At 43.7% G+C, this 23830-nt stretch carries 18 protein-coding genes; 8 read left to right on the forward strand and 10 right to left on the reverse strand.

The window, feature by feature from the left end; all coding sequences use genetic code 11:
• The first annotated feature begins 99 nt into the window (after nucleotides 1-99).
• The 3 genes from QUA58_RS05950 (at nucleotide 100) to QUA58_RS05960 (ending at nucleotide 12508) form a co-directional block, all read left to right on the forward strand.
• Complete coding sequence (locus tag QUA58_RS05950) at nucleotides 100-4965, forward strand: CHAT domain-containing protein (protein WP_333393320.1); 4866 nt, start codon at nucleotides 100-102, stop codon at nucleotides 4963-4965.
• A gap of 530 nt (nucleotides 4966-5495) precedes the next feature.
• On the forward strand, nucleotides 5496-10805 hold the full coding sequence (locus QUA58_RS05955; protein WP_333393321.1) for an ATP-binding sensor histidine kinase: 5310 nt from the start codon (nucleotides 5496-5498) through the stop codon (nucleotides 10803-10805).
• A gap of 170 nt (nucleotides 10806-10975) precedes the next feature.
• Nucleotides 10976-12508, forward strand: a complete 1533-nt coding sequence (locus QUA58_RS05960; protein WP_333249499.1) for an ATP-binding protein — start codon at nucleotides 10976-10978, stop codon at nucleotides 12506-12508.
• A 625-nt stretch (nucleotides 12509-13133) separates the two neighbouring features.
• On the opposite strand, the gene QUA58_RS05970 is transcribed toward QUA58_RS05960, so the two are convergent.
• On the reverse strand, nucleotides 13134-13826 hold the full coding sequence (locus QUA58_RS05970; protein WP_333249500.1) for a hypothetical protein: 693 nt from the start codon (nucleotides 13824-13826) through the stop codon (nucleotides 13134-13136).
• 28 nt (nucleotides 13827-13854) lie between these two features.
• Nucleotides 13855-15243 carry an ATP-binding protein gene (locus QUA58_RS05975; RefSeq protein ID WP_333393322.1) on the reverse strand — a complete coding sequence of 463 codons (1389 nt, stop codon included), beginning with the start codon at nucleotides 15241-15243 and terminating at the stop codon, nucleotides 13855-13857.
• 124 nt (nucleotides 15244-15367) lie between these two features.
• Between QUA58_RS05975 and QUA58_RS05980 the strand changes: the two genes are divergently transcribed.
• Nucleotides 15368-15532 carry a hypothetical protein gene (locus tag QUA58_RS05980; protein WP_333309603.1) on the forward strand — a complete coding sequence of 55 codons (165 nt, stop codon included), beginning with the start codon at nucleotides 15368-15370 and terminating at the stop codon, nucleotides 15530-15532.
• A gap of 106 nt (nucleotides 15533-15638) precedes the next feature.
• Complete coding sequence (locus QUA58_RS05985; protein ID WP_006635576.1) at nucleotides 15639-15962, forward strand: DUF3155 domain-containing protein; 324 nt, start codon at nucleotides 15639-15641, stop codon at nucleotides 15960-15962.
• A gap of 70 nt (nucleotides 15963-16032) precedes the next feature.
• Here QUA58_RS05985 and QUA58_RS05990 read toward each other — a convergent pair whose 3' ends face one another.
• The 5 genes from QUA58_RS05990 to QUA58_RS06010 all read right to left on the reverse strand — a co-directional run bounded on the left by QUA58_RS05990 (nucleotide 16033) and on the right by QUA58_RS06010 (nucleotide 18095).
• Complete coding sequence (locus QUA58_RS05990) at nucleotides 16033-16275, reverse strand: hypothetical protein (RefSeq protein WP_333249503.1); 243 nt, start codon at nucleotides 16273-16275, stop codon at nucleotides 16033-16035.
• Nucleotides 16276-16301: 26 nt separating this feature from the next.
• Complete coding sequence (locus QUA58_RS05995; RefSeq protein ID WP_333393323.1) at nucleotides 16302-16835, reverse strand: cofactor assembly of complex C subunit B; 534 nt, start codon at nucleotides 16833-16835, stop codon at nucleotides 16302-16304.
• A 173-nt stretch (nucleotides 16836-17008) separates the two neighbouring features.
• Nucleotides 17009-17140: a hypothetical protein gene (locus QUA58_RS06000; protein WP_333078057.1), complete on the reverse strand. Its 132-nt coding sequence runs from the start codon at nucleotides 17138-17140 to the stop codon at nucleotides 17009-17011.
• A gap of 15 nt (nucleotides 17141-17155) precedes the next feature.
• Entirely contained in the window at nucleotides 17156-17548 is a 393-nt protein-coding gene (locus tag QUA58_RS06005) for a PadR family transcriptional regulator (protein ID WP_333249507.1), read from the reverse strand.
• A gap of 343 nt (nucleotides 17549-17891) precedes the next feature.
• Nucleotides 17892-18095 carry a DUF751 family protein gene (locus tag QUA58_RS06010; protein ID WP_190657763.1) on the reverse strand — a complete coding sequence of 68 codons (204 nt, stop codon included), beginning with the start codon at nucleotides 18093-18095 and terminating at the stop codon, nucleotides 17892-17894.
• Between the two features lie 69 nt (nucleotides 18096-18164).
• Here QUA58_RS06010 and QUA58_RS06015 point away from each other — a divergent pair, with 69 nt between their 5' ends.
• Nucleotides 18165-18368, forward strand: coding sequence for a hypothetical protein (locus QUA58_RS06015; RefSeq protein WP_333249509.1), 204 nt, complete (start codon nucleotides 18165-18167; stop codon nucleotides 18366-18368).
• A 111-nt stretch (nucleotides 18369-18479) separates the two neighbouring features.
• Here QUA58_RS06015 and QUA58_RS06020 read toward each other — a convergent pair whose 3' ends face one another.
• The 3 genes from QUA58_RS06020 to QUA58_RS06030 form a co-directional block, all read right to left on the reverse strand.
• Nucleotides 18480-19772, reverse strand: coding sequence for a type II restriction enzyme (locus QUA58_RS06020; RefSeq protein WP_333249511.1), 1293 nt, complete (start codon nucleotides 19770-19772; stop codon nucleotides 18480-18482).
• Nucleotides 19773-19774: 2 nt separating this feature from the next.
• Nucleotides 19775-20665: a DNA adenine methylase gene (locus tag QUA58_RS06025; RefSeq protein ID WP_333249513.1), complete on the reverse strand. Its 891-nt coding sequence runs from the start codon at nucleotides 20663-20665 to the stop codon at nucleotides 19775-19777.
• Nucleotides 20666-20827: 162 nt separating this feature from the next.
• On the reverse strand, nucleotides 20828-21763 hold the full coding sequence (locus QUA58_RS06030) for a metallophosphoesterase (RefSeq protein ID WP_333393324.1): 936 nt from the start codon (nucleotides 21761-21763) through the stop codon (nucleotides 20828-20830).
• A gap of 102 nt (nucleotides 21764-21865) precedes the next feature.
• On the opposite strand from QUA58_RS06030, the gene QUA58_RS06035 reads away from it, so the two are divergent.
• A complete protein-coding gene (locus QUA58_RS06035; protein WP_333393325.1) occupies nucleotides 21866-22897 on the forward strand; it encodes a hypothetical protein in 1032 nt (343 codons plus the stop codon).
• A 182-nt stretch (nucleotides 22898-23079) separates the two neighbouring features.
• Complete coding sequence (locus QUA58_RS06040) at nucleotides 23080-23820, forward strand: Uma2 family endonuclease (protein ID WP_333393326.1); 741 nt, start codon at nucleotides 23080-23082, stop codon at nucleotides 23818-23820.
• The last annotated feature ends 10 nt before the right edge of the window (nucleotides 23821-23830 follow it).

A 23830-nucleotide genomic window follows, 5' to 3' on the forward strand; every position in this document is an offset into this window, starting at 1 on the left:
TGGAAAGCTCTTTTAAAAAACGCTTTTCACCAAATCGGGATGCTCCCCTAATGACAAATATCAACCATCAACTGCCAACTGTCAACTGTCAACTGATTAATGACCTATTTTCGTTCTGCTCTAATTTTGACATTAGGTTTTTGGCTGCTACCGCTAGCAGTGCGATCGCAACCTGTAGTTCCTGCAAATGACGGCACTAATACTGTTGTTAAGTCCGAGCAAAACCGCACAGACATTAGCGGGGGACAACTGTCTGGAAACGGGGCAAATCTGTTTCACAGCTTCAGCCAATTTAATCTCAGCGAAGGTCAAATTGCTAATTTTCTAACTAATCCAAATATTCAAAATATTTTAGGGCGGATTTCCGGCGGCGATGTTTCCATCATTAACGGTCTGATTTCGATCAGCGGCGGCAACTCGAATTTATTCTTAATGAATCCGGCGGGAATTGTCTTCGGTCAAAATGCTAGATTGAACGTGCCGGGGTCTTTTTTTGCGACAACTACTACGGGTATTGGTTTCGGTGACGGCTGGTTTAATGCCACCGGAATTAATGATTATAAAGCTTTAGTGGGAAATCCCAATCAATTTAATTTTAATAATTCACACATTGGTACAATTGTCAATGCGGGAAACTTGGCAGTTAGCAGCGGTCAAAGTTTAACTTTGCTCGGTGGCACAGTTATTAATACAGGACAATTATCCGCTCCCAACGGTCAAATTACAGTGGCTGCTGTTCCGGGACAAAATGCAGTCCGCATCAGTCAAATCGGCAATTTATTGAGTTTAGAAATTACTCCGTCTTTGCAGTCAGAAAAATCGGCGATCGCCCCACAAGCTTTGCCTCAGTTGCTGACGGGGCCCGGCGTAGCGTCAGCCACAGGTTTAACGACTAACGAACAAGGTCAATTAATCCTGACTGGCGGCCAAACAGTGCCGATAAATGGAGGAAGTGCGATCGTCTCGGGTTCTGTAAATGTATTTGCTCCTTCTGGCATTGCTGGCGGCACAGTCAATATTTTAGGGGAAAAAGTCGGACTCTTCGGCGCAAATATCAATGCTTCCGGGACTGACGGCGGAGGATTTGTGCGCGTCGGAGGCGGTTGGCGGGGGATGCAACCCGTGCCAAATGCCCAGGTAACTTATGTTAGTCCTGATTCTACGATCGCAGCAGACGCGATCGACCGCGGCAATGGCGGCACTGCGGTAATTTGGTCAGATAATACAACTCGCTTCTTCGGAAATATTAGTGCTCGCGGGGGCATCGCCGCAGGTAACGGCGGAAGAGTAGAAGTTTCGGGCAAAAATGCTTTAACTTTCCAAGGAGAGGTCGATACCCGCGCGACTAACGGTGCGATCGGCAATTTGTGGCTCGATCCGGCAAATATTACGATCGTCAGCGGTAACGGCGACACCAGCGCCGGATCGACTGGCGGGGAACTCGAATCGGCACCAGAACCCAATGAAACATCGATCTCAGAAGTGCAGTTGGAACAGATGGCGGCCGGCAGCAACGTGGTTATAGATACCCCCGGCTACATCACCGTCCAAAACTTGCCCGATAACAAACTTTCCCTGCAAGCGAGAACGGGAGACACCGTAACATTTAGAGCGGGCGGAGTGTTTGTTGTCAATGACTTCAAGGACGCAATCGAGACTCAAGGTGGCAACATCAACATTTTTGCCAGCAGCATCTCTCTGGGCGGACTTAATGCCAACAGCGGCAATATCGCTCTCACTGCTAACGGTATTGACTTCAGAGGCGGCAGCAATTCCGTCACCAGTGCGGGGGGAACAATTCGCTTGCAGCCCAACGACAGCCGAGGAATTCGCATCGGTGGCACCGGCGATATTTTGGGCATTTTGGACTTGACGGCAAGGGATCTGGGCGCTTTGACGGGGGGTTTTCGTTCGATCGCGATCGGGCGCGAAAACGGTAGCAGCTCGTCGATCGCGATCGTCGCACCCATTACCTTCAACAGCCCGCTGACACTTCAAGGCAGCTCGATCGCGATCGACAATCCCCTGAGTACAAGCGGCAGCGCTAGCTTGACTCTCGACGCGCCCCAAACTGCGATCGGCGCCAACATTGCCACATCCGGCGGCGATCTCACTTTGACCGGCAACCTGTCCCTCAATGCTGACGCAGCTTTCAGCACTCAAGCTACGGGCAGCATTCTGTTCTCCGGTAGCCTAGACGGAGCTCGCGCCCTGAGACTAGACGCTCAGCGAGTGCTGTTCGGCGGTACAGTCGGTCAAGCTGCACCGCTGGCTAGTTTGACTGTAAACGCCGGCAGTACCCAGGTTTCGGGCAATATTGCGACATCTGGCGACATCGCTTTCAACAGTAACGTCACAGTCGATCGCCGCGCCACCCTAGCCGCCACTACCGGCAACATCACTTTTGCCAATACCCTCGACAGCACTCCGGGCCGGGCTAATAATTTGACGCTGCGCGCTGGCGGCAACATTACTTTTGACGGCAGAGTAGGTCAAACTCAGAGGTTGGGCCTGCTCTCGGCCGATGCTGCTAGCGTGACGGCTGCTTCCACAATTGCAGCGCGCAGTTTGAGCGTTAACGCGCGAGATTCCGCTAGCTTCGGGGGGGAAACTACGGCCGCTTTGGGAGCCGATATCAAGGCAGAAAATGTCCTCTTAGAGGGTAATTTAAGGACGAATGGCGGTCGCGTGAATCTGCAAGCAAGTGGCGAGGTTCGGACTGGCAATATTACCTCGAACGGCGGAAGCATTCGGGTTGAGGGAAATACTGTTGCTGCAGGCACGATCGACTCTTCATCGGCAACGGGCACTGGAGGCGCGATCGCTCTCCAAACCAATGCTGGGCCTTTAACTGCGGGAGCTTTGAACGCTTCGGGGGCGATCGGCGGAAATATTGCTCTCACCTCTTCATCGGGCATTTCGGCTCTCGATCTCAACTCCAGCAGCACTTCAAACGGCAACGGCGGGGCCGTTTCCCTGAGCGCGACTGATAACATTCAGTTGGGTTTTGTCAACGCTCAAGGCGGCACTGGCGGCACTGGCGGCAGCGTTGATGTGACCACCCTCGGTTTGTTTCGCTCGAACAGTGTTTTCAACGATATATCGGGCAATATTTCCAGTATTTCTACTGCCGGAGGTGCGGGGGCGGGGGCGATCGAAATTCGCCACGGAGGCGGTATCGATCGACCGTTTGTAGTTGGCGGCGCGATCGACAATGGAACCACGGGAAGCATTAATGCTGGCGCGGGAAACGCCATTTTGCCCAATTTTTCTTTTGGACAAACTTACACGCAGGGAAGTTTCCCAAATCAGATTTCCCTAATTACACCGGGCGCGCCCTCTGCTCCTGCACCAATTCCCGCACCAATTCCCGCACCAATTCCCGCACCAATTCCCGCACCAATTCCCGAACCGCCTGTAGTGCCAGTAGTGACCGTAAATCCTGATGCTGCGCTGTCACTTCCTGCATCTTTGCAAGTAGAATTGCGATCGTCAAATCGACACAGAAATTCCCCAATAACCCAGGATATTTTCGTTCCTTTTCGCAGATTAGATTCGATCGGCTCGGGAGTTTTAGCATTTGAGAAAACCTTTAGTCGCGAGTACGAAAAATATCTGGACTTGCCCGCAAGAACGCCGATTAGTAATATGTCGGTAATTTACGAAACTCTTCGCAAAAACGAAAAAATTACCGGGGTAAAATCTGCAATCATTTATATGAATTGGGTCAGCGGAGCTGATGCAGGCGCTGCCAAAGAAAATGATTCTGTAATGGTGGCAAGTCAGGATTTATCTAATCTATTGCCTGTGAGAACAAACCTCGCATCCCAGCCCCCTCATCCCTTAGAAGATAAGTTTACCCAGAGGTTGCAGCCGGATGGCAAAGAAGTTTCCGATGTTCCTAACGGGGAGCATTTAGAATTAGTGTTAGTAACAGCTAACGCTCAACCCCAGCGCGTTTTAATTCCGGCGACAACGCGCTGGCAGGTGTTGCAACTAGCCGACGCCCTGCAAAGCGAAATAACTAATCCCCGCAAAAGAAGCAGCATTAGTTATTTGGATACGGCGCAAAAACTTTATCGGTGGTTAATTGCACCAGTTGCCGCAGAATTGACAGCTTTAAAGATTGATAATTTAATTGTAATTCCGGCAGCAGGTTTGCGGAGCGTGCCGTTTGCGGCCCTTCACGACGGCAAAGGCTTTTTAGTTGAGAAATACAGCATTAGCGTGATGCCGAGTCTGAGTTTAACTGATATCGGCTACGACAATATTGCGGATGATGAAATTTTGGCAATGGGGGCGTCGGTATTTGAAGATAAAGCGCCATTACCAGCGGTACCGGTGGAGTTAGAGTCGATCGCGCCACCCGATCGCGGAAAATCATTTTTGAATCAAGATTTTACTCTCGCAAATTTGCAAGCTCAGCGGGCAAATCGGCCTTTTGGCATCATTCACTTAGCAACTCACAGCGAATTCCAGCCCGGGGAACCGAAAAATTCTTACATTCAGTTGTGGGATACTAAATTACGCCTCGATCAAATGCGGCAGTTGCGGTGGAATGAACCGCCGGTGAATCTGTTAGTTTTAAGCGCGTGCAGTACCGCTTTGGGCGACGAAGAGGCGGAGTTGGGGTTTGCGGGTTTGGCGGTAGCTAGCGGTGCTAAATCGGCTTTGGCGAGTTTGTGGGAAGTCAGCGATGAGGGGACTTTGGGGCTGATGACGGAGTTTTACCGGCAGTTGCGAACCCCCAGACGCGGTGGTAATTTGATGATTAAAGCGGAGGCTTTGCGGCGCGCGCAATTGGAGATGCTGCAGGGGCGCGTGCGGATTCAAGACGGGATGCTGCGAGTCGAAGGGCTTTCTATGAGTCTAACTTTGCCTCGGGAAATTGCGGCGCGGGGCGATCGAGTGCTTTTGCATCCTTATTATTGGGCCGCCTTTACAATGATCGGCAATCCTTGGTAATGAAGATGTGGAATAAAGAAGGAAAAAGAGGCGTTGCTGAATCAAGGTATCAATAGTGCAGGAACTCGAATATCCTGAAATTTTAGGTAATGTATATAGCACTCCTAAATCATTTGTGAATTTTTTACTCCCTCCCTTCTTGATAAGAGGATGATTGGGGTGCGGTAAAAAATTTACGACTCCTGCAAGGATTGCTATATGGGGTGATTTGCACTCGCTTTCATTACATGGTAATTCCCCCTATTTATACTCTAATTATGTAGCGCCCAAATCTCCTAGGAAGACTAACGGCGATCGCACTTCACTCTGTTTTGCCGGATTTTACGGGAAACTGTGGAGCGATCGTACTGCTGACCTGAATCTTTATCCGTACTTTATTAAGAAATGTTAACAAAAAATAACTTTTCTTTGAAACCTTAAGCTTTTCTTAAAATTTAGGGTATAGTTATGTATTAGAAGATACATCTACTTAATAAATTGACACTTTATAAAAAGAAATTGAGTATTAATACTTAAAGGAGGCTGTAAGAATGATTAACTTAGCTGGCTACGAGATTACCAACCAAATTCATGAAAGTAATAATTCTTTAGTTTGCCGGGGACTGAGAAAGCAAGACAGCCAAGCGGTAATTCTCAAATTTCTCAAGCAAGATTATCCGATGCCAGCTTCGTTAGTCAGATACAAGCAGGAATACGAAATTACACGCAATCTTCACCTAGAAAGTGTGCCTAAAACCTACAGCTTAGAAAGATATCAGAACAGTTTGGCTATTATTTTCGAGGATAGTGGTGGAGAATCATTAAAGCTCTTGTTGGCTTCTCACCAACTTACATTAGAAGAGTTTTTCTTAACAGCTATTAAAATAACCAGAGCTTTAGGTGAAATTCATCAACATAAAATTATTCATAAAGATATCAATCCCAGCAATATTATTATTAACTCAACCACAGGGCTAGTTCAAATTATAGATTTTGGTATCTCTACTGTTTTAAGGCGCGAAAATCCAACCCTTAAAAGTCCTAATGTTTTAGAAGGCACTCTGAGCTATATATCGCCGGAACAAACAGGCAGAATGAACCGATCGATCGACTATCGCACTGATTTTTACTCATTAGGAGTCACTTTTTACGAAATGCTAACGGGGCAATTGCCATGGGATTACAGCGATGCAATGGAATTAATCCACAGTCACATTGCCAAACAAGCAGTACCGCCCCATCAAATCAATCTAGCAATTCCTAAAGCTGTTTCTAATATTGTAATGAAGCTATTAGCGAAAACCGCTGAAGCCAGATATCAAAGCCCTTGGGGAATTATCGCTGACTTAGAAGAATGCCTAGAACAATTAAAAACTATGGGAGGAATTGCAGATTTTGCGATCGCCCACAAAGATATTACAGATAAGTTTCAAATACCTCAAAAACTCTACGGCAGAGAAACAGAAGTTGAAACCTTATTAGCAGCCTTTGAGCGAGTCAGCAGAGGCAGCACCGAAATGATGCTAGTATCCGGTTACTCCGGCATTGGAAAATCCGCCTTAGTACAAGAAGTTTATAAACCAATTACTAAAGCCAGAGGTTATTTCATTGCCGGAAAATTCGACCAATTTCAACGAAATATTCCTTACGCGGCAGTTGTCAAAGCGTTTCAATCATTAGTCAAGCAACTCTTAACTGAAAGCGAAACCCAACTCAATACCTGGAAAGAAAAAATATTAGCTGCGGTTGGCGCTAATAGTCAAATCATTGTAGATGTCATTCCTGAAGTAGAATTAATCATTAGCAAACAGCCGGTCGTACAAGAATTAGGCGCTACAGAATCACAAAACCGCTTTAATTTAGTATTTCAAAAATTTATCCGCGTGTTTTGTTCATTTGACTATCCCTTAGTCATCTTTCTCGACGATTTACAATGGGCTGATTCTGCTACATTGAAATTGCTACAAGTAATGATGGCAGATGAGCAAACGAAATATCTATTTCTAATTGGTGCTTATCGAGACAACGAAGTTAACCCATCTCATCCTTTAATGATGACCTTGGATGAACTGCAAAATCAAGGTGCAAGAATCGAGCGAATTACTTTAGCTCCCTTACACCTTCACCAGATAAGTAACTTAATTGCTGATACCGTCCGTAAAGACACAAAATCCGCACTCCCCCTAGCAGAGTTAGTTATCAGTAAAACTCAAGGTAATCCTTTTTTTGTCAATCAGTTTCTTAAAACTCTCTATCAAGAAAACCTGCTGAAATTCAATTTTCCAAAAAGAAACTGGGATTGGAATATCTCAGAAATTGAATCAGTAGGTATTACTGATAACGTCATTGAATTGATGCTTGGCAAAATGAAAAAACTGCCCGTATCAACTCAGCAAGTTTTGCGTTTGGCTGCTTGCGTGGGTAATAGTTTTGACTTAAACACTCTCTCAATTATTAATGAGAAATCTTGGGGAGCCACGTTTCAAGAACTATTGCCAGCCATCCAAGAGGGATTGATTCTCACTACTTCTGAGTTAGGCGCTACCGAATCAGAAATAATTAATTCAGACTTAGTAATTACTAATTATAAATTTTTGCACGACCGCGTTCAGCAGTCAGGTTACGCTTTGATTGACTCAAAACTGCAAACAGCAATTCACCTACAAATTGGTCGTCTGTTACTGGCAAATATTTCTCCTGAGCAACGAGCCGAAAGAATTTTTGAAATTGCCGATCATTTAAATTCGGGTCGGAATTTAATCATTGATGATCACGAGAAAACTGAACTAGCTATTTTAAATTTAACAGCCGCTCGCAAAGCCAAAGATGCAACGGCTTATGCTGCTGCCAGAGACTACTTAAAAATCGGTCGAGAAATTTTACCGGGCGATATTTGGCAAGAATCCTACGAACTAGCTTTTACCTTTCATAAGGAGCTGGCAGAGGCGGAATATTTAAACGGCAATTTTGAAGAATCAGAAGCTTTAATAGAACTGGCATTTGCTCGGGCAAAATCTGAGCTAGAAAAAGCCGAAATATACAACATTTTGATCGTGCAGTACACTCTGCTGAGTAAATATGAAGCAGCAGTTCAATCTGGACTAAAAGCCCTTCACTTGCTGGGCATAGACTTGGCTGAAGATAATTTAAGCGAGGCGGTTAATGCGGAAATGGCGGCAGCTAAAGCCAACTTGGCAAACCAAGAAATTGCTTCATTAATTAATGCAGAAAAGATGAAAGATCCGGCTCAACAAATGGCCATAAAATTATTGGGTAACATGGGGCCGCTAACGTTCTTTTCATCTCAAGAGCTGTGGAAGTTGACTGTGATCAAAGCGATTAATCTTTCTCTCAAGTACGGTTTTGTAGCGGGAGGGTCTTACTGCTATTCATGTTATGGAATTATCCTAAATTCAATTTTAGGGGATTACCAATCGGCTTATGAGTTTGGCAGACTCGCTCTGACTCTCAGCGAAAATTCAAATAACTTGTCTCAAAACTGCCAAGATAGTGTGATCTTTGCCAATTACTTAAACTGCTGGGTGAGACCGCTCAAAACCACGGCTGAAATTAATAACGAAGGTTATAAAGTTGGCTTGCAATCGGGCAATTTGCAATGGACGGGTTATAACCGGATGTTTCAAACTATTACCTATTTCTTCCAGGGCATGAATTTGAATAATCTCTGGGAAGATATTGGCAAGTCGCTCCATTTTTGCGAGCAAACTAAAAATTTCTGGGCAATTGATATAATTATTGCTAATAAAATAGCAATTTTAAATTTGATGGGCGAAGAGGATGAAGTTAGCGAAAAACAGCATTTAGAAAATTTCCACAGCCGTAAAAGTATGGCAGCGCTGTGCGAGTTTTATGTTTTAAAAGCGCAGACTTTATATCTTTACGAACAGTATAGTGAGGCGCTAGAAGCATCCGATCGCGCGGCAGAACTGCTCGATTATTTGATGGGTCACATTTCTAGTGCTCACCATCATTTTTACCGTTGTCTGATCTTAACGGCTCTGTATTCAGACGTTTCTGAATCGGAGCGAAAAGATTACTGGGAGCAATTAGAAGCTAATCAGAAACAAATCAAAATTTGGGCGGACAACTGCTCGGAAAGTTTCGCGCATAAGTTCTGGCTGGTGGCGGCAGAAATGGCGAGAATTTCAGGTCGAGATTTGGAGGCGATGGATTTGTACGATCGCGCGATAGCTGAGGCCAGAGAGCATGATTTTATTCAGAATGAAGCGCTGGCGGCGGAACTGGCTGCTAAGTTCTGGTTGGGGAAAGACAAAGAAGAATTTGCCCAAATCTACTTGACTAAAGCCCACTATGGCTACCAATACTGGGGTGCTAAACGTAAAGTGGAGAGTTTGGAGGAAAAATATCCACAATTAATCGCGAGAACATCAGGGAAGACAACCACTCAAACAAAAGTTAACCGAACTACGACGGCGACTACTAGCAATAATTTGGGAGATACGTTAGATTTAACTACTGTGATGAAAGCTTCCCAAGCGATTTCGGGTGAAATAGTTTTGAGTAGGTTGCTGGAAAGATTGATGAAAATTGCGATCGAAAATGCGGGGGCCCAAAAAGGTTTTTTGATTTTAGAAAAAGCTGGAAACTGGGCGATTGAGGCGGAAGGTTCGGTGAAGGAGGATGAAGTTAGTGTACTGCGATCGCTTCCTCTCAATCCAACAGCAGCTTCTGGAGGGACTCTTTTGCTGGCAAGTGCGATCGTCAACTACGTCATCCGCACCCAAGAAAATGTGGTTTTAAATAACGCTACCCAAGAAGGACAATTTACCCGCGATCCTTATATTGCAGCCACTCAACCGAAATCTATTCTTTGTACTCCTCTGCTACACCAAGGTAAGCTGACAGGTATTATTTACCTAGAAAATAACCTAACAGAAGGGGCTTTTACTACAGATAGGCTGGAGCTGTTACAATTGTTATCTGCCCAAATTGCCATTTCCATTGAAAATGCCCAACTCTACAATAACTTGCAGGAGTTCAATCAAAACTTAGAGCAATTAGTGAGCGATCGTACTCAACAATTATCGAACACCCTAGAGGCTTTAAAAGCCACCCAAACTCAGCTAGTCGAATCGGAAAAAATGGCATCTCTGGGAGGATTAGTTGCTGGTGTTGCCCATGAAATTAATACTCCCATCGGAGTGGGTGTCACTGTTGCTTCAGCTTTGGCAGAAAATACCACCGAATTTGCATCTATTTATAAAAGTGGCAAAATGAAGCGCTCGGATTTAGAAGAGTTTGTCGATATTGCTACCCAAAGCAGTAAGGCACTTCTAATTAACCTAGATCGGGCGGCAGCATTGATTCAAAGCTTTAAGCAAGTAGCAGTAGATCGCTCTAGCGAAGAACGACGTACTTTCCAGATCAGACCTTATCTTGATGAAATTTTATTACAATTAAAACCAAAGTTGAAAAATAGCCAACATTCGCTTAAAATTAAGGGAGATAGCAAGATTGCCATAGATTCTTATCCAGGAGCCTTATCCCAAGTTGTGACGAACTTGCTGATCAATTCTCTGATTCATGCCTACGAACCAGGAATTTCTGGGGAACTAATCTTTGCTTGGAAGCAAGAAGGTAAGTGGCTAAGGTTTGAATACGCCGATGAAGGTAAAGGTATTCCCCCAGAAAACTTAAGTAAAATTTTTGAGCCCTTCTTTACCACTAAGCGTGGTCAAGGTGGCAGTGGATTAGGGTTACATATTGTTTACAATTTAGTCACCCAAAAACTCAAAGGTGAAATTGAATGTCTAAGTGAGGTGGGAAGAGGAACCAAGTTTATTATTAAATTACCCATGCAAATTGATGCACAAATGTAGAGTTCCAATTCCGATTTCCTGGCAAAGATAACTAAGTAAGTCCACCTCATTAAAAGTAAAATAAGGACGAGTGAAAAGGTTGCTGTGTAACTCTTCTTCCTTCTGCCTTTTTCTTAACAGGTTTTGTAACTTCAAACCTAACAATTAGTAAAAAATAAAGGTGTACAGCAATGAAAAGTGATTTTGACGATTTGTTAACTAAACCATCTCCAGAAACAGTATTCTTTGCCGAATCAATCGACTCCAATGATGAGATATTGTTTGCAGATGAAACCACAGAAGAAAAACTGACTGAAAGTTGGAAAATTTTAGTTGTAGATGATGAGGATCAAGTTCACACCGCTACCGAAATTTCACTAAGGAAGTTTGTCTTTGAAAACAAATCTTTAACCTTCATTAATGCTTACTCGGCTCGTGAAGCTACACAGCTAATCCAAGAAAATCCTGATGTTGCCATTATCTTACTTGATGTAATTATGGAAACAGATGATGCTGGCTTAAACTTTGTTAAATATGTCCGCGAAGTCTTAGGCAACCAGTTAGTGCGAATTATTTTACGCACGGGTCAACCCGGACAAGTACCCGAAAAAAGCATTATTATCAATTACGATATTAATGACTATAAAACTAAAACTGAATTAACGACATCAAAGCTATACACTACGATGCTAACAGCTTTGAGAAGTTTTTCTCTAAGTCATAAATTGCAGTCGGAAATAGAGCGGCGCGAACAAGTAGAGAAAGCACTCCGTATCAGTCAAGAAAAAGAGTACCAAAAATCTATTGCCTTAGAACATTTTGTCAAAGAACTGCAAGAAACACAACTCCAGCTAATTCAAAGTGAAAAAATGTCTAGTCTCGGTCAATTAGTTGCAGGTGTCGCTCATGAAATCAACAATCCGGTTAACTTTATTTACGGCAATCTCTCCCACGCCAACGACTATATTAAAGAACTCATTAATATGTTGAATCTTTACCAAAGATATTACCCGCAACCCGAAGCAGAAATTGTCCATGAAATAGAAGATGCAGAGTTGCCATTTATCATAGATGATTTACCAAAATTGCTTTCTTCCATGCAGTTAGGGATCGAACGCATTCGGAATATTGTTCACTCTCTACGCAATTTTTCGCGGTTGGATCAAACTGAAATTAAATCAGTAGATATCCACGAAGGCATTAATAGCACTTTGATGATCTTACAGCACCGACTAAAGGCTAAGTCTGATCGGCCTGCTATTAATGTGATAAAAGACTATGGTGCATTGCCGCTTGTGAACTGTTATGCCGGTCAGCTCAATCAGGTGTTTATGAACCTTTTAGCGAATGCTATAGATGCTTTAGAAGAGCGGGTAAGTAGAGAAGATGGTGCAGTTTTTCACCCCCAGATTTTGATTCGGACTGAAGTTGTACCCGGCAATTCGCATGACAACATTGGCTCGGCTTCCCACATCCTGGTAACAATTGCTGATAATGGTGTGGGCATGACAGAGAAAGTTCGTGCTAAACTTTTCACTCCCTTTTTTACTACTAAGCCCCTAGGAAAAGGTACAGGCATGGGATTGTCTATCAGCAGAAAAATTCTGATAGAAAAACACTGCGGTCAATTGGAGTGTATTTCTACGCCAGAGCAGGGAACGCAGTTTATTATTGATCTGCCGACTATCTGTAAAGCCACTAATATCGCCGTAGCTAATGCCTAGAAAACTTATCTGGCTGAATTGATCATATACCGGTTTTCAGTTGCATGAGAATCGGGTAATTGCTAATTCCTCATTCATCGGAATTCTGACATAATTTTTTCCCGCATCAAGTCCCCACCCAGAAAAGGGGGGACTTGATGCGGCTTTAGACACATTTTTCTAACTTAATTGTGTTGGTTTTCAATATATTTTTTAACAATCTCTTCCGAGGCGTTACCCACTGTGCCGTAAAAATACAGCCTATTTGATGTATATTTAGTAGACTGCATTCCGTAGAGAAGCAGAAAAAATGAAACTTTATGCGATCGAGTTTCGTAAAAAAATAGTTAAAGCCTATGAACCGGTGCTACATCAGTTAGGATGTTGCTGAATTGTTGAGGGCGTAAATACAAGATTAACACATCCTGATAGTTCGTTTGACAGGAAAAACTTTTTGTTATTCTACATCAGGCAACAAGTTGCTCAGACATTCGCTTCGATGATTAATTCACTATCTAAAATTTGCTAATCTTCCGATTCCCTATCAAAATCAAAGAAATTATTTTGGTTTTATACGATCGCCCGCGTTGCTTAGTGATACCCTAATTAAGCAACGGCTTTTTTTGTAGTAATACCATCGAGGCGATCAACGCTTTTCGCTTTGCTGGAAATGCCGCCAAACTTCATGATGACAGACGTACCAAAAATACAGGGCTAAATTCACTAGACCTAATAATTTAGTGCCATCTTCTAAAATCGCGTGTAGTCCTTGATTTGGAGTGTTTACAATATCCTCCAACCGCGAGATAGCAAACAAGATGAATGCTGCAACTAATGGCAGGTAAGGAGTAGTTTTGATGTATCGCCAAAACTTAACTCCGTAAAGGAAAACTGCACTACCATAACACAAATAAATTAATTTCTTAGATATTCCCAACCGAGACATAATCAAAGTCATCCGAAACCTGTCATCCAGGTAAAAAACTCCCAGGAGTAAAGCACTAAAAAATAAGAATATCGTCGCTCTACTACCCGGATCTTTTTGGCGCAACACTCCGAAAGTAAATGCACAAATTGCGACTGGGAGACACCCGATAACTTCGGAAAGTCCGGTTAGAATTCCTTCATAAGGGAGCCAGAAATTAAAAGGATCGCTAAATAGGCGTTCAACTCCGCGTCCCTTGTTGTTAAATTTGGCATATACGCTCAGCCCGCCCAAAATCACAATAGTCAGAATGTTAAAAAAAGCTAAAAGGGGTACACCCAAAAAGTGTTTCTTGAAAACTTTTAAAGAATTTGATAACTTGGGAATTTTATCGAATAAAGGCAGATGCTTCATAAAAAATGTCTCCTAGCAGTAGAGTTCGTTACTTATTCACGGGTAGCCAAACCACAAAGGTAGTGCCGCGATCGGTTGGATATAATAAATTAGTTTCTGCAGATGGCAGCCATTCACGATTGACTGGGGAAAATACTTCTATTTCTCCTTGCATTTGGCGGACTAAATCGCGGGCGATCGCCAAACCCAATCCTGTGCCGGGAATTTCTGTCTGCGCTTTTTCTCCCCGGTAGTGTCGCTCAAATAAATGCTCTAAATCCTGGGGAGGAATGCCGGAACCTGTGTCGCTGACGGCAACTGCTATGGCAGGCAATTGGCTGTATCCTGCCCGATCGCCATCCGCTGCTTTGTACCTCACTTTAATATAAATTTGGCGGCCGGCAGGGGTATATTTCAAAGCATTGTCAATTAAATTGCTCAAAACTTCGCGCAAAGCTCGATCGTTCGCCCCGACTGGTGGCAAATCCGTCTCCAGGTCGGCTAGCAATTTCAGATGCCTTTCAGATGCGATCGCCTCGGCGGAAATTAACAGCGGTTTTAATACTTCTATCACAAAACAGGATTCCTTCAAATTGGCCGCAGGTGACAGCGACAGAGGAGAATGCCGGATTGATTCCACATTGGAGATTGCTTTTTCTGAAGTGCCCGATCGCAGTTTTAGATGTGCTTCGCCGGTGTCAACGGTTCGATCAAACTGGACCAGCAACTCTTGCAGCCGATCGCTCTCTCGGACAATACTAAAAGCCACATTGCGGTTTTTGTCTTCCGGTACCAGCCGCCGCGCTAACAACTTGCCAAAAGTTCGCAACGCTGTCAGCGGACTTTTGAACTGGTGCAGCAAATTGTGCATCGTGTCGTAAACCTGAGCCTGGATTTGCCGACTCGCGCCCAATTCCTGGTGCATCCACTGCGATCGCTGGTCTAAAATGCAGGCTAGGGCTAAGGTGCGAGCAATTTGTTGTATTTGAGCCTCCTCTCGCTCGTTCCAAGGCCTGTCTTGCCGACCGCTGACTAGGAGTCCCATTACAGCTCCCTCGTGTATCAGAGGCGTCACAATTTGCCTGCGCTGCTGCCACACATTCTCCGGGCCTTGGCACTGATGGGAACTGCGCTCATTACCCCCAAGCGCCTCGGGTGCGATCGATCCTACGGTTGATTCTTCCACAGGAAGAACCGGCGGCGCTAGCAGTAGCGGCACTGGTTTTACTGTCGAGCTTTCGGGAGATTGCAACCTCAACCCCTGATTTTCTTCCGATTCGGCTGAGGTTTCTGGGTAAACCGCGATCGGCACCAACTTTGCTTCACTGCCTTCTACCAACTCTTGTGTCAGGTATACCGCGCTGAATTTCGCTCCCAAACTAACGGCGATGGCCACCTGCGAGCGGCAAAGTTTGACAAATTCTGAACTGGCTGGCATTAACATGAGCGCCACATTAAGATATCTAACGGAATTCTAAGTAAATTACAAATGATCGGCCACCGATTACTGATGAGAGACTTCTATTTTTCAGGTTTCTTCCCTTTGATAGAAGGCAGCTATCTTGAAGGCATGGGGCTTTCATGAACCAAAATTGCCCCGCATCGCCGTCCGCGTAGCTTCCACCGATCCCCAAGCTTGGCTTTTGGCGGAACTTGCGGCCAGCCATACCACAACCGCTACACTTTTGTCGATCGGCACGAATGTTAAGATTATGTCGATATATTAAAAACAGTTGATTTTTTGAGCTAGAACGGATATACTGACCTCGGATTTGGTAGCTATCATTACAACCTGTCTGCTCATACTGTCTGCTCACAGAGGAGGTAAAGAAATTGGCCAGGAGACGCAAACGCAAGAGTCGCCGCCGACAAGAAGGACGCAGAATTTTAGAGTGTGTGCCTCAATATAGCATCGAGAGCGGCGAAGATAAACCCGTAACAGCGGCTCGCAAGTTCATCCATGCAGAAGGCATTGCTCCCCCAGCTTTGCTGTTAGTCAAGCGTAACGAGCATACCACTGACAGATACTTCTGGGCTGAAAAAGGTTTATTTGGAGCCCAATACGTAGAAGAGAACCATTTCTTGTTTCCCAGCTTAAAGGTGATGTTGGAAGCTACCACAGAAAAAATTCCTGTGGTGTCAGCCAGCCGCGCATAGCTCAAAATGTTTAGCTCAAAACATTGACAGCAATGTTTTTCTAAGTCTTTTAACAAAAGCGCGAGAGTTCTCATTGTCTGGAGAGTGCCAACTGAAATTTCTGCGAAAAGTCCTTAGAAATTAGGGTATAAGGAGCCATCGCAACAGGCTTGATCGCAGCCCAAAGGCGATAGCCACAATTGGCACTTTCACGATAATGGTTTTTTTTGACTGTTTTGTCGATCGAACAAGGGGAGCAAAAAAACAGCCAACGAGAGAGCCACTCTTGAGTCATCCGTTTGTCAGCTCGAAGTCTAACTACGGCATCTAGCATATCAAAAAACGTTCCGCGTCAAACTTTTAATCGATCGGTTTCAAATCTAAAGCTTTTTGCATGGCTGCTAGTTCATCGCGGTGAGCTCTGACAGTAACCAAGCTCTTGGTTTGGCTTCCAGACTCAGCAACTGATTCGAGTTTGAGCGAGACTTGCTCCGAGCGTCCAGCTTTTTTCCAGTAAAATATGCCCGCCAGCGGGGACAGCAGTACCAAAGCTAGGAAAATTTGACCTGAAGAAGGAACTAGCATTCCCAAAACCAGTCCCAAGCACAGAGTGCCACCTGCACTTAGCATGGTTAGAAAAATAGCTAAAAACCAACTAGGCCGCACAAAACCTTCAAAAGTGACTTTATAGTTGGGAGCATCGACGGCTACAACTCGGTAAGCCCTAGAAGCAAAATACTCTTGTAGCTGGGTTAACAGTGACTCTTGGGCGCTCTCGGAAGCCAGCTTGATTTGTTCGATTCGAGCTTTGACTGAGGCCTTGATGAAGAAAAACAAGCCTACAGCCAGCAGCAGCGTGATTACAAACGTTGAAGAAAGAACAGTAGTATCCATCGGTAGAAGTTTGTGTAATTGAAATTATCTACTCTTACTTTACAGAACTTTACCGATGAAAGCGATCGAGGACTTACGCAGACACTTTTTTACCAAAATTCGCAGAAAGCTTTGTAGCAAAACCTTTTTCTCCCCATCACCAAATTCCCATATCTCCCCATCATCCCTAATTCTCAAGTGACAATGCGTAAGTCCTGACGTAGTGTAGCTGCTTTAATCGCTGTGCGGCGGGCGATCGAGCAAAGCGAAGGCAAGGAAGGCAAATCGCTTTGCAAGTAGCGCCAGCATCTCCAGGGTTTAGGCATCCGATTCCAACTCGGCTAACCTGTGTGACCAGTTTCTAAGGCGCGGGAACGACGCTCTGACGCACCGTTTCCCTGACCAATGTAATCGTGCCAGAGACGAGCGAGGTCTTGAGCTTGGTGCCGCCACTCAGCGAGGATTTGATACATCCGGCGGGGGCGGCCGCGTCCTTCTACTTTTTTCCAGTAACCGGTGATTACGCCTTCATCTTCGAGGAATTTCAGAGCGCTGTAGAGAACGGTATCAGAAAGGCGGTAGATGGGGAATTCCCTTTCTAGTTGGCCAATCAGTTCTGTACCGTAGGAATCTCCGCGCAATAACACGGAGAGAATGTAGCACACAGCTAATTCCTTGTTTAGATAAACAGGAGGGGGATCTTGAAAAAATTGATAGATATGTTCAAACTTCATCTGTCTTGTCCGCTGGAAACTCTCGTGATACCGTCAGGTTAACGAGAGAGGAAAGCGGGGCGGGGTGTGCCGCTTCCCAATGATTAAGTGGGACACCGGGGAAACAGAGGTGCAGTATTTCCCCAGTGAATATTGATAGCCCCAAACGCTTGTCCTGCACTTCGGTAATGTTTGCCTGGGCCTTGGTTGAGCAGCACTGGCGTAACTAGGGCAATTTTGTTCCTCTTCCAATCTATCGCAGCGACTATTGTCAAGTGTGCGATCGCCTGCAAGAGTTGGCAGTTACTTTGGGAGTTAGTGTTTTAACTGAATTTGCAGTTAATGTTTGCGCTCTAGCTTGGCTTTAAACCGAACTCAGGCCTAACATGGCGCGCAGTGTAAAAGTTAGAAAGACAAAAGTCGCTACAATCGAACTAATCAGGGCGATCGCAGTTGCCGGTCGATCGAGCAGGGGTTTGAGTCGCTCGAACAGGAAAAAGAAAATTCCCAGACATATCGTAATGAAAAACCGGGGGTAGCGAGAGACGTTATTAATAAAATCTTGCATTTGCTTGGTGGGGTAAAGTGTCACAGCACGATCTTTGACTGGTAACACTTGTGAGCGAGTTAGACAATTTTGGCACAGCCGAAGCTAAATCTGCCGATCGGGCGATCGGGCATTTTTGCCGGCGAGGCTGACATATATAATTCTAACGAAAATTTTTGGTCGATCGAGCGCTGTCTGTTTAATCCCGTGCCACATCCGCTGACAACTTCAGAAGTATTTATTATATTCAGTTCTAGTTGCGATCGACATTATAAGGCTGTTATTTATAGATAAATGTCTGCTTCCGCACCTTTTTCCGTCTTGCCGCGTCCGTTTCAGAAACGGGCCTTACGGTAGAACTAGGTTGAAGGTACTAAAAGCCCGGAGAATCAAACTATGCGAATTTTAGTCTTTGATTTGGAACCAAATCCAAGAAATCCACCCTCGGACAGTAGAATAACGCCTTTTTATAGTTGTATCATTAATATCTGAACGATTTTCTGAGATTATTTTACAGATTGCATCTTCTGGCGGAATTTGTCCCAGTTCAAGCGCTAATTGAAACACTAAATAAAAAACTTGACGTTCTAAAATCTTATTAATCAAATCTAGATATTTTAATTTAGGTCTTTTATGTAAAATTGACCTTCCTTCACTTGTCAACCGAAAAGTTACTTTTTTTGTCAGGTAATCTTTATACTTTTCTATCAGTCCAATATACAATCCAGCATTAGTATAATAGTCAGTTTGCCTGCGGTCAAATTCATAGTTTTCTGTAAAATCATCTTTGGTTAAATCTCTTTCTAATAACAATGATAATAAATCTACTATCCTCTCAAATTTATCAGCTTGTGGCAATGGAACATCTGGCTCTGGAATTACTTTAATATTATTGAATACCCGATCGACATCACTCCGTTGTATTTCTTCGGGAGCGATCGTATAATTCTTTTGTTCTCTCATTTTCAGAGAGTTATAATTTTCATCATTGCTAAATTCATAAATAAAAAAGCTAAAAACGTCGTTAGAGTATGTCATCAATACTGGAATTACTTTTTTAGTTATTTTTTTTGACCACAATCTGTAAGGATAGTAAAGTTGTCTAATCAAAAAATCCTCGATCGAATAGTTCTTAGCTTCTATCAATACAAAATAGTTGTTACTTTCAAATCCGGCATCTATCTCACACTGAGAATTTTTAACCTTGATTGAATAGGGTTTGTTGGTGGTGGAATTGATAATGTTAAAATTAAAGGACTCTGTAGACATTCTTCCAGAAACAGTATAAGCTGTTTTTTCGCCTAATAAATCATCTATAATGCCGATATTAAATGCACAGTGCAATGCGGAACTTTCAGAATATAAATTTGTGTAATCTATACTCTCTATCTCTGAAGGAAAGTCAAAAGGAATCACTTCTATTTCAGGATCGTACTTAACTTCAAAGTGTGTACCAAACTTACCAATCACATATTTTGAGCGAGAGATTGGCAAGATTGATAGATAATTTTCTCGAAAGATATCTGGCAAATTGACAGAGTGATCGAACTTTGCCATCAGCCTGCTTTCTCTTAGCTTGTTGATTTGAGCCGATTCTATTTCAAAACAGCCATTTTTATCTACTTCTTCTAAAATGTTATGCGTTTCAAATAGTGTTTCCCAGGCTCTATCGTTAGCAGTTTTTTTGTTTTTACTCATATTTATTTGTCCTGAACTTGATAATTTAAAATTAATACTTCATCAATCTTACCTCTTTTTAAGGCATTTGAGTTGATACTTCTCGTTGCCCTAACTTTTTTGATTGTATCCCGATAATCATTGTACAAATCAAGAATAAAATCCGTACAAGAATTACTCATCATCACTTTACAACCTTTAGCCGTTAGGTCGTCAAAAACTTTTTTTAGTCGTTCTTGTTCGTGTCTATTAAAGCCATTTACATCATATCCAGTAAAAGAAGCTGTTTCCGAAACAGGATCGTAAGGAGGATCTAAATAAATAAAATCTCCTTTTTTGGCATCTTTAACAGCTTCTTGAAAATCCAAATTTAACAGTGTAATGGTGTTGCTACTTAAGTATTTGTTTACTGCTCTTAAAACAGCCTCATCTAAAAAATTGGGATTTTTATATCTGCCAAACGGAACATTAAACTGACCTTGGGAATTAACCCTAAATAAACCATTGTAGCAAGTTTTATTTAGATAAATGATTCGTGCTGCTTTTTCAACTGCCGACAAATCGGCATATTTTTTAGCTGAACGATCTAAGTCTCTCATATCATAATAAGAAGTTTCGCTATTGCTATATTTATCCTTGCTTAATTCCTCCATTAGCTCATCTAATGAGTCTCTAATTACTTTATAGCAGTTAATCAGTTCTCTGTTGCTATCATTGATAACAGCTTTTTGGGGTTGTAACTCAAACAAGAGTGCACCTCCACCTATGAAAGGTTCATAGTATGTATGTTTGCTTGTCAGCTTGGGAACATACTTAACAATTTCTGGCAATAACTGCCTTTTACCTCCTGCCCACTTTAAGAAAGGTCTTACTAAGGGATTAATTTTCCCTCTTACTAACGTATCGCTTTTCACTCAGATGCCTCTAACGCTGAACAATTCATTGTACTTGAATTTTTGTTCAAGTCAAGAGGAAAGGGTGATATTGATTCAAGGTGTAAGTCGCAGTTAAATAGATCGACCAAAACACCTTGACATAAATCCATTCATCTGATAAGTCTGGGAAAACAATCTAAATTAAGCCGATCGCACTTCGATCACTCCCCTGTCAAAAACCCGTTTGTCAGTACCAATAGAACTGACAAACATCCGGTCTTCATAGACATCAAAAGTCGCAAAACTCAGGCGGCTAGCAGAATACTCCGTCCATTCAGAACGATTCACCGGACGAGTGCCACCGCCGGCACCGCAAATTAAATAAGTCGTACCGTTAATCGAGCGAGTGCGTTCGTAACTATGCTCGTGTCCGTTGATATAAAGCTGCACGCCGTACTTTTGAAACAAAGGCGCGAAAGTCTTAATAAAAGATTGATTCGATCCGTAGACGCCAGAGGAATAAATCGGGTGGTGGCCGAACACAACTTTCCAAGGTGCGGTGCTCTGACTCAACTCTTTTTCCAGCCAAACAAGCTGATTTTTCCAATCCGCATTGTGATTGGTATCTAAAGCAAAAAACTGTACGGAATCGCGGCGAAAAGTATAGTAGCGACCTTGCATATTAAAACCCGCATATTTAACTTGCGGATCGCCGTTAGCAGTGCGGATGTCGTGATTTCCCAGACAAGCATAAAATTTTACACCTTGCTGTAATAATGGCTGATAAGGCCGCTCGAAAACAGCATTAATTTTTTCAATTTCGCCGTTATTGTAGATATTGTCCCCGGCGAGAACAGCAACATTAAAAGGGTTTTTCCGGTGATATTGCGCCATCGCCTCAGCCACAGCATACTGACCTTCAGCGCCGGTACCGGTGTCGGCCACCGAAATAAAGCGTAAAATAGGCGGTGAGGCCGGCAAAGGGACGATCGCCCTTTCTGCCTCAACGTTAGAAGGCACAGCAGCATTGGTGTCTCTACCCGAGGAAGTCCGAACCTGAATCATTTTCGAGACTGCGGCAAAACCTAAGCTGCTGAGACTGCCTAAAATTAGAAAGTGACGACGTTTGATGCTCATTTTGATTCGGTTACAACTAATAAAATGATAAATTAAGGTTGAGATGGCTCAATTAAAATTTATCTCGTTTAGATATATTTGCAACGCCCCAAGGCAGAGAAAATGTCAGAAGAACAACTAAACCCGTCAACTCCAGAACCCTCTCAATCTCCGATCCCGGAGGTTGATTCGGCCCCAAAGTCTGCCCCCACTGGCAGCAAAACTCAAAATGCCAGCAGCGCGGTTCCCAAAAATCAGAGAATCAAAACTTTGATGGCCTCGATTGGGAATTTGGGAAAAAAAGGCAAAAAATTACCAGCCGAACCCCCGTTGCAGCAAGAAAAGCCGATCGCGCCCACCGCTTCTGACTCAGCAACAGTAACTCCTCCCGCTGTTGCTGCGGAAGTTAACAGCGTGCCACCACAAGTTGCTGTAAAAGTTGATAAAAAGCCTGTATCCCAACGCAGGGAAGGGAGCTTTTTACAGAACGTCGGTGTACTTTGGCAAAGTATTGTGCGGCTAGTGCGATCGCTACTGCCACCATCTACGAACCAGAAGCTGTCCGATCCAATTTTAAACGCCGCCATAGCAGCAATTCTGATCGTTGTAGTCGGTTTAACTTTCAACAGTTTCTCAGCAAAACCACCGGAGAAAGTAGCAAAAGTGCCTCTCCCAGCAGCGCAGCAGTCGTCGCCAACGTTTGATGATTTTCTGGCATCGGGAACGCCGCAATCGCCAGAGGCGATCGTACCATCTGAGCCAATCTCTGCTAACTTCAAAAGCAAGTTGCCCGATTTAGTGGCGCCGGAAAAACCGCAACCAGTAGAAATTATCCCACCGCCACCGCTGACGCCCGAACAGTCTCTGATTGCTGCGATTCAAACTCAAGTTACTGACATTAAGAATCGACTGGGCGGCGGTTTAGTTGAGTCTGTTCAAGCTAATTTTTCCAGCAGCATTTTGACGGTAAAAGTCGCTGAAGATTGGTACAAACTCAGCGAAATCGAGCAAAATCAACTAGCAACAAAGATGTGGAAGGAGGCTAACTCACTCGATTTCAGCAAGTTAGAAATTGCGAATATGGAAGGCAAGTTAATAGCTAGAAGTCCGGTTGTTGGTTCGGAAATGATTATTTTAGACAGAGGGATTAATTAGAATTTAAATAGTCTGTATCTGTAAACCATCTTACCAGCCTTACAGTCCCGGACGCAGCACCTAATTATGTAGGTGTGCAGTGCACACCTTACCGCTGTTTATTTTTTTGAGGAATATCGAACTTTTCCCAACTCCTACAGAATGCTGGCATTAAATTAATTAAGTTTGAGGAAAATTGAAAAATGACAATTTTAACTCAAGTAGAACAAGTAGAAATTGAATATCCCAGCAGCGACGGAGAGCCGATGGCTGAAAGCGACATCACGCGCGATTACATGACTTACAGCGTAGAAGCTGTCAAGCTTTACTTTCAAGAACGTTCGGATGTTTACGTGTCAGCCAATTCTTTCATTTATTATGAAGAAGGGAACAATCAGGCAGTTGTGGCCCCGGATATTTATGTGGTGTTTGGAGTTGCCAACCGCAAAAGGGATAATTATAAAGTTTGGGAAGAAGGCGGAATTACTCCCGATTTTGTGTTAGAAATTACTTCGGAAACAACTCAGACGAAAGACCAAGAAACCAAACCGGAAATTTATAGGGCTTTGGGAGTTAGGGAATATTTTCAGTATGATCCGTCGGGAGATTATCTGAATCCGATTTTACAGGGAGTACGTTTGATAAACAATCAGTACGAGCCAATTGCAGCCAACAATATCGCTTTCGATACGCTGTGGTTGTTCAGTGAAGTGCTGGGACTGGAATTGCATCTAATTTCAGGAGAATTGAGGTTTAGAGTTCCTGAAACGGGTGAGTTTTTGAAGACTCACAAGGAAGAGAACCTGGGACGACTGGCTGCGGAGTCAACATTACGATCGCTCGTAACTCAACTCTTAAATTCTGGAATGAGTCGGGAACAGGTAGCGCAAATGATGAATTTATCAACCGTGGAAGTGAGACGATTGGTAGGGGAAAACTTTTGATCGATCGCAC

Source organism: Microcoleus sp. N9_A1, assembly GCF_036701795.1.
GTDB lineage: Bacteria > Cyanobacteriota > Cyanobacteriia > Cyanobacteriales > Microcoleaceae > Microcoleus.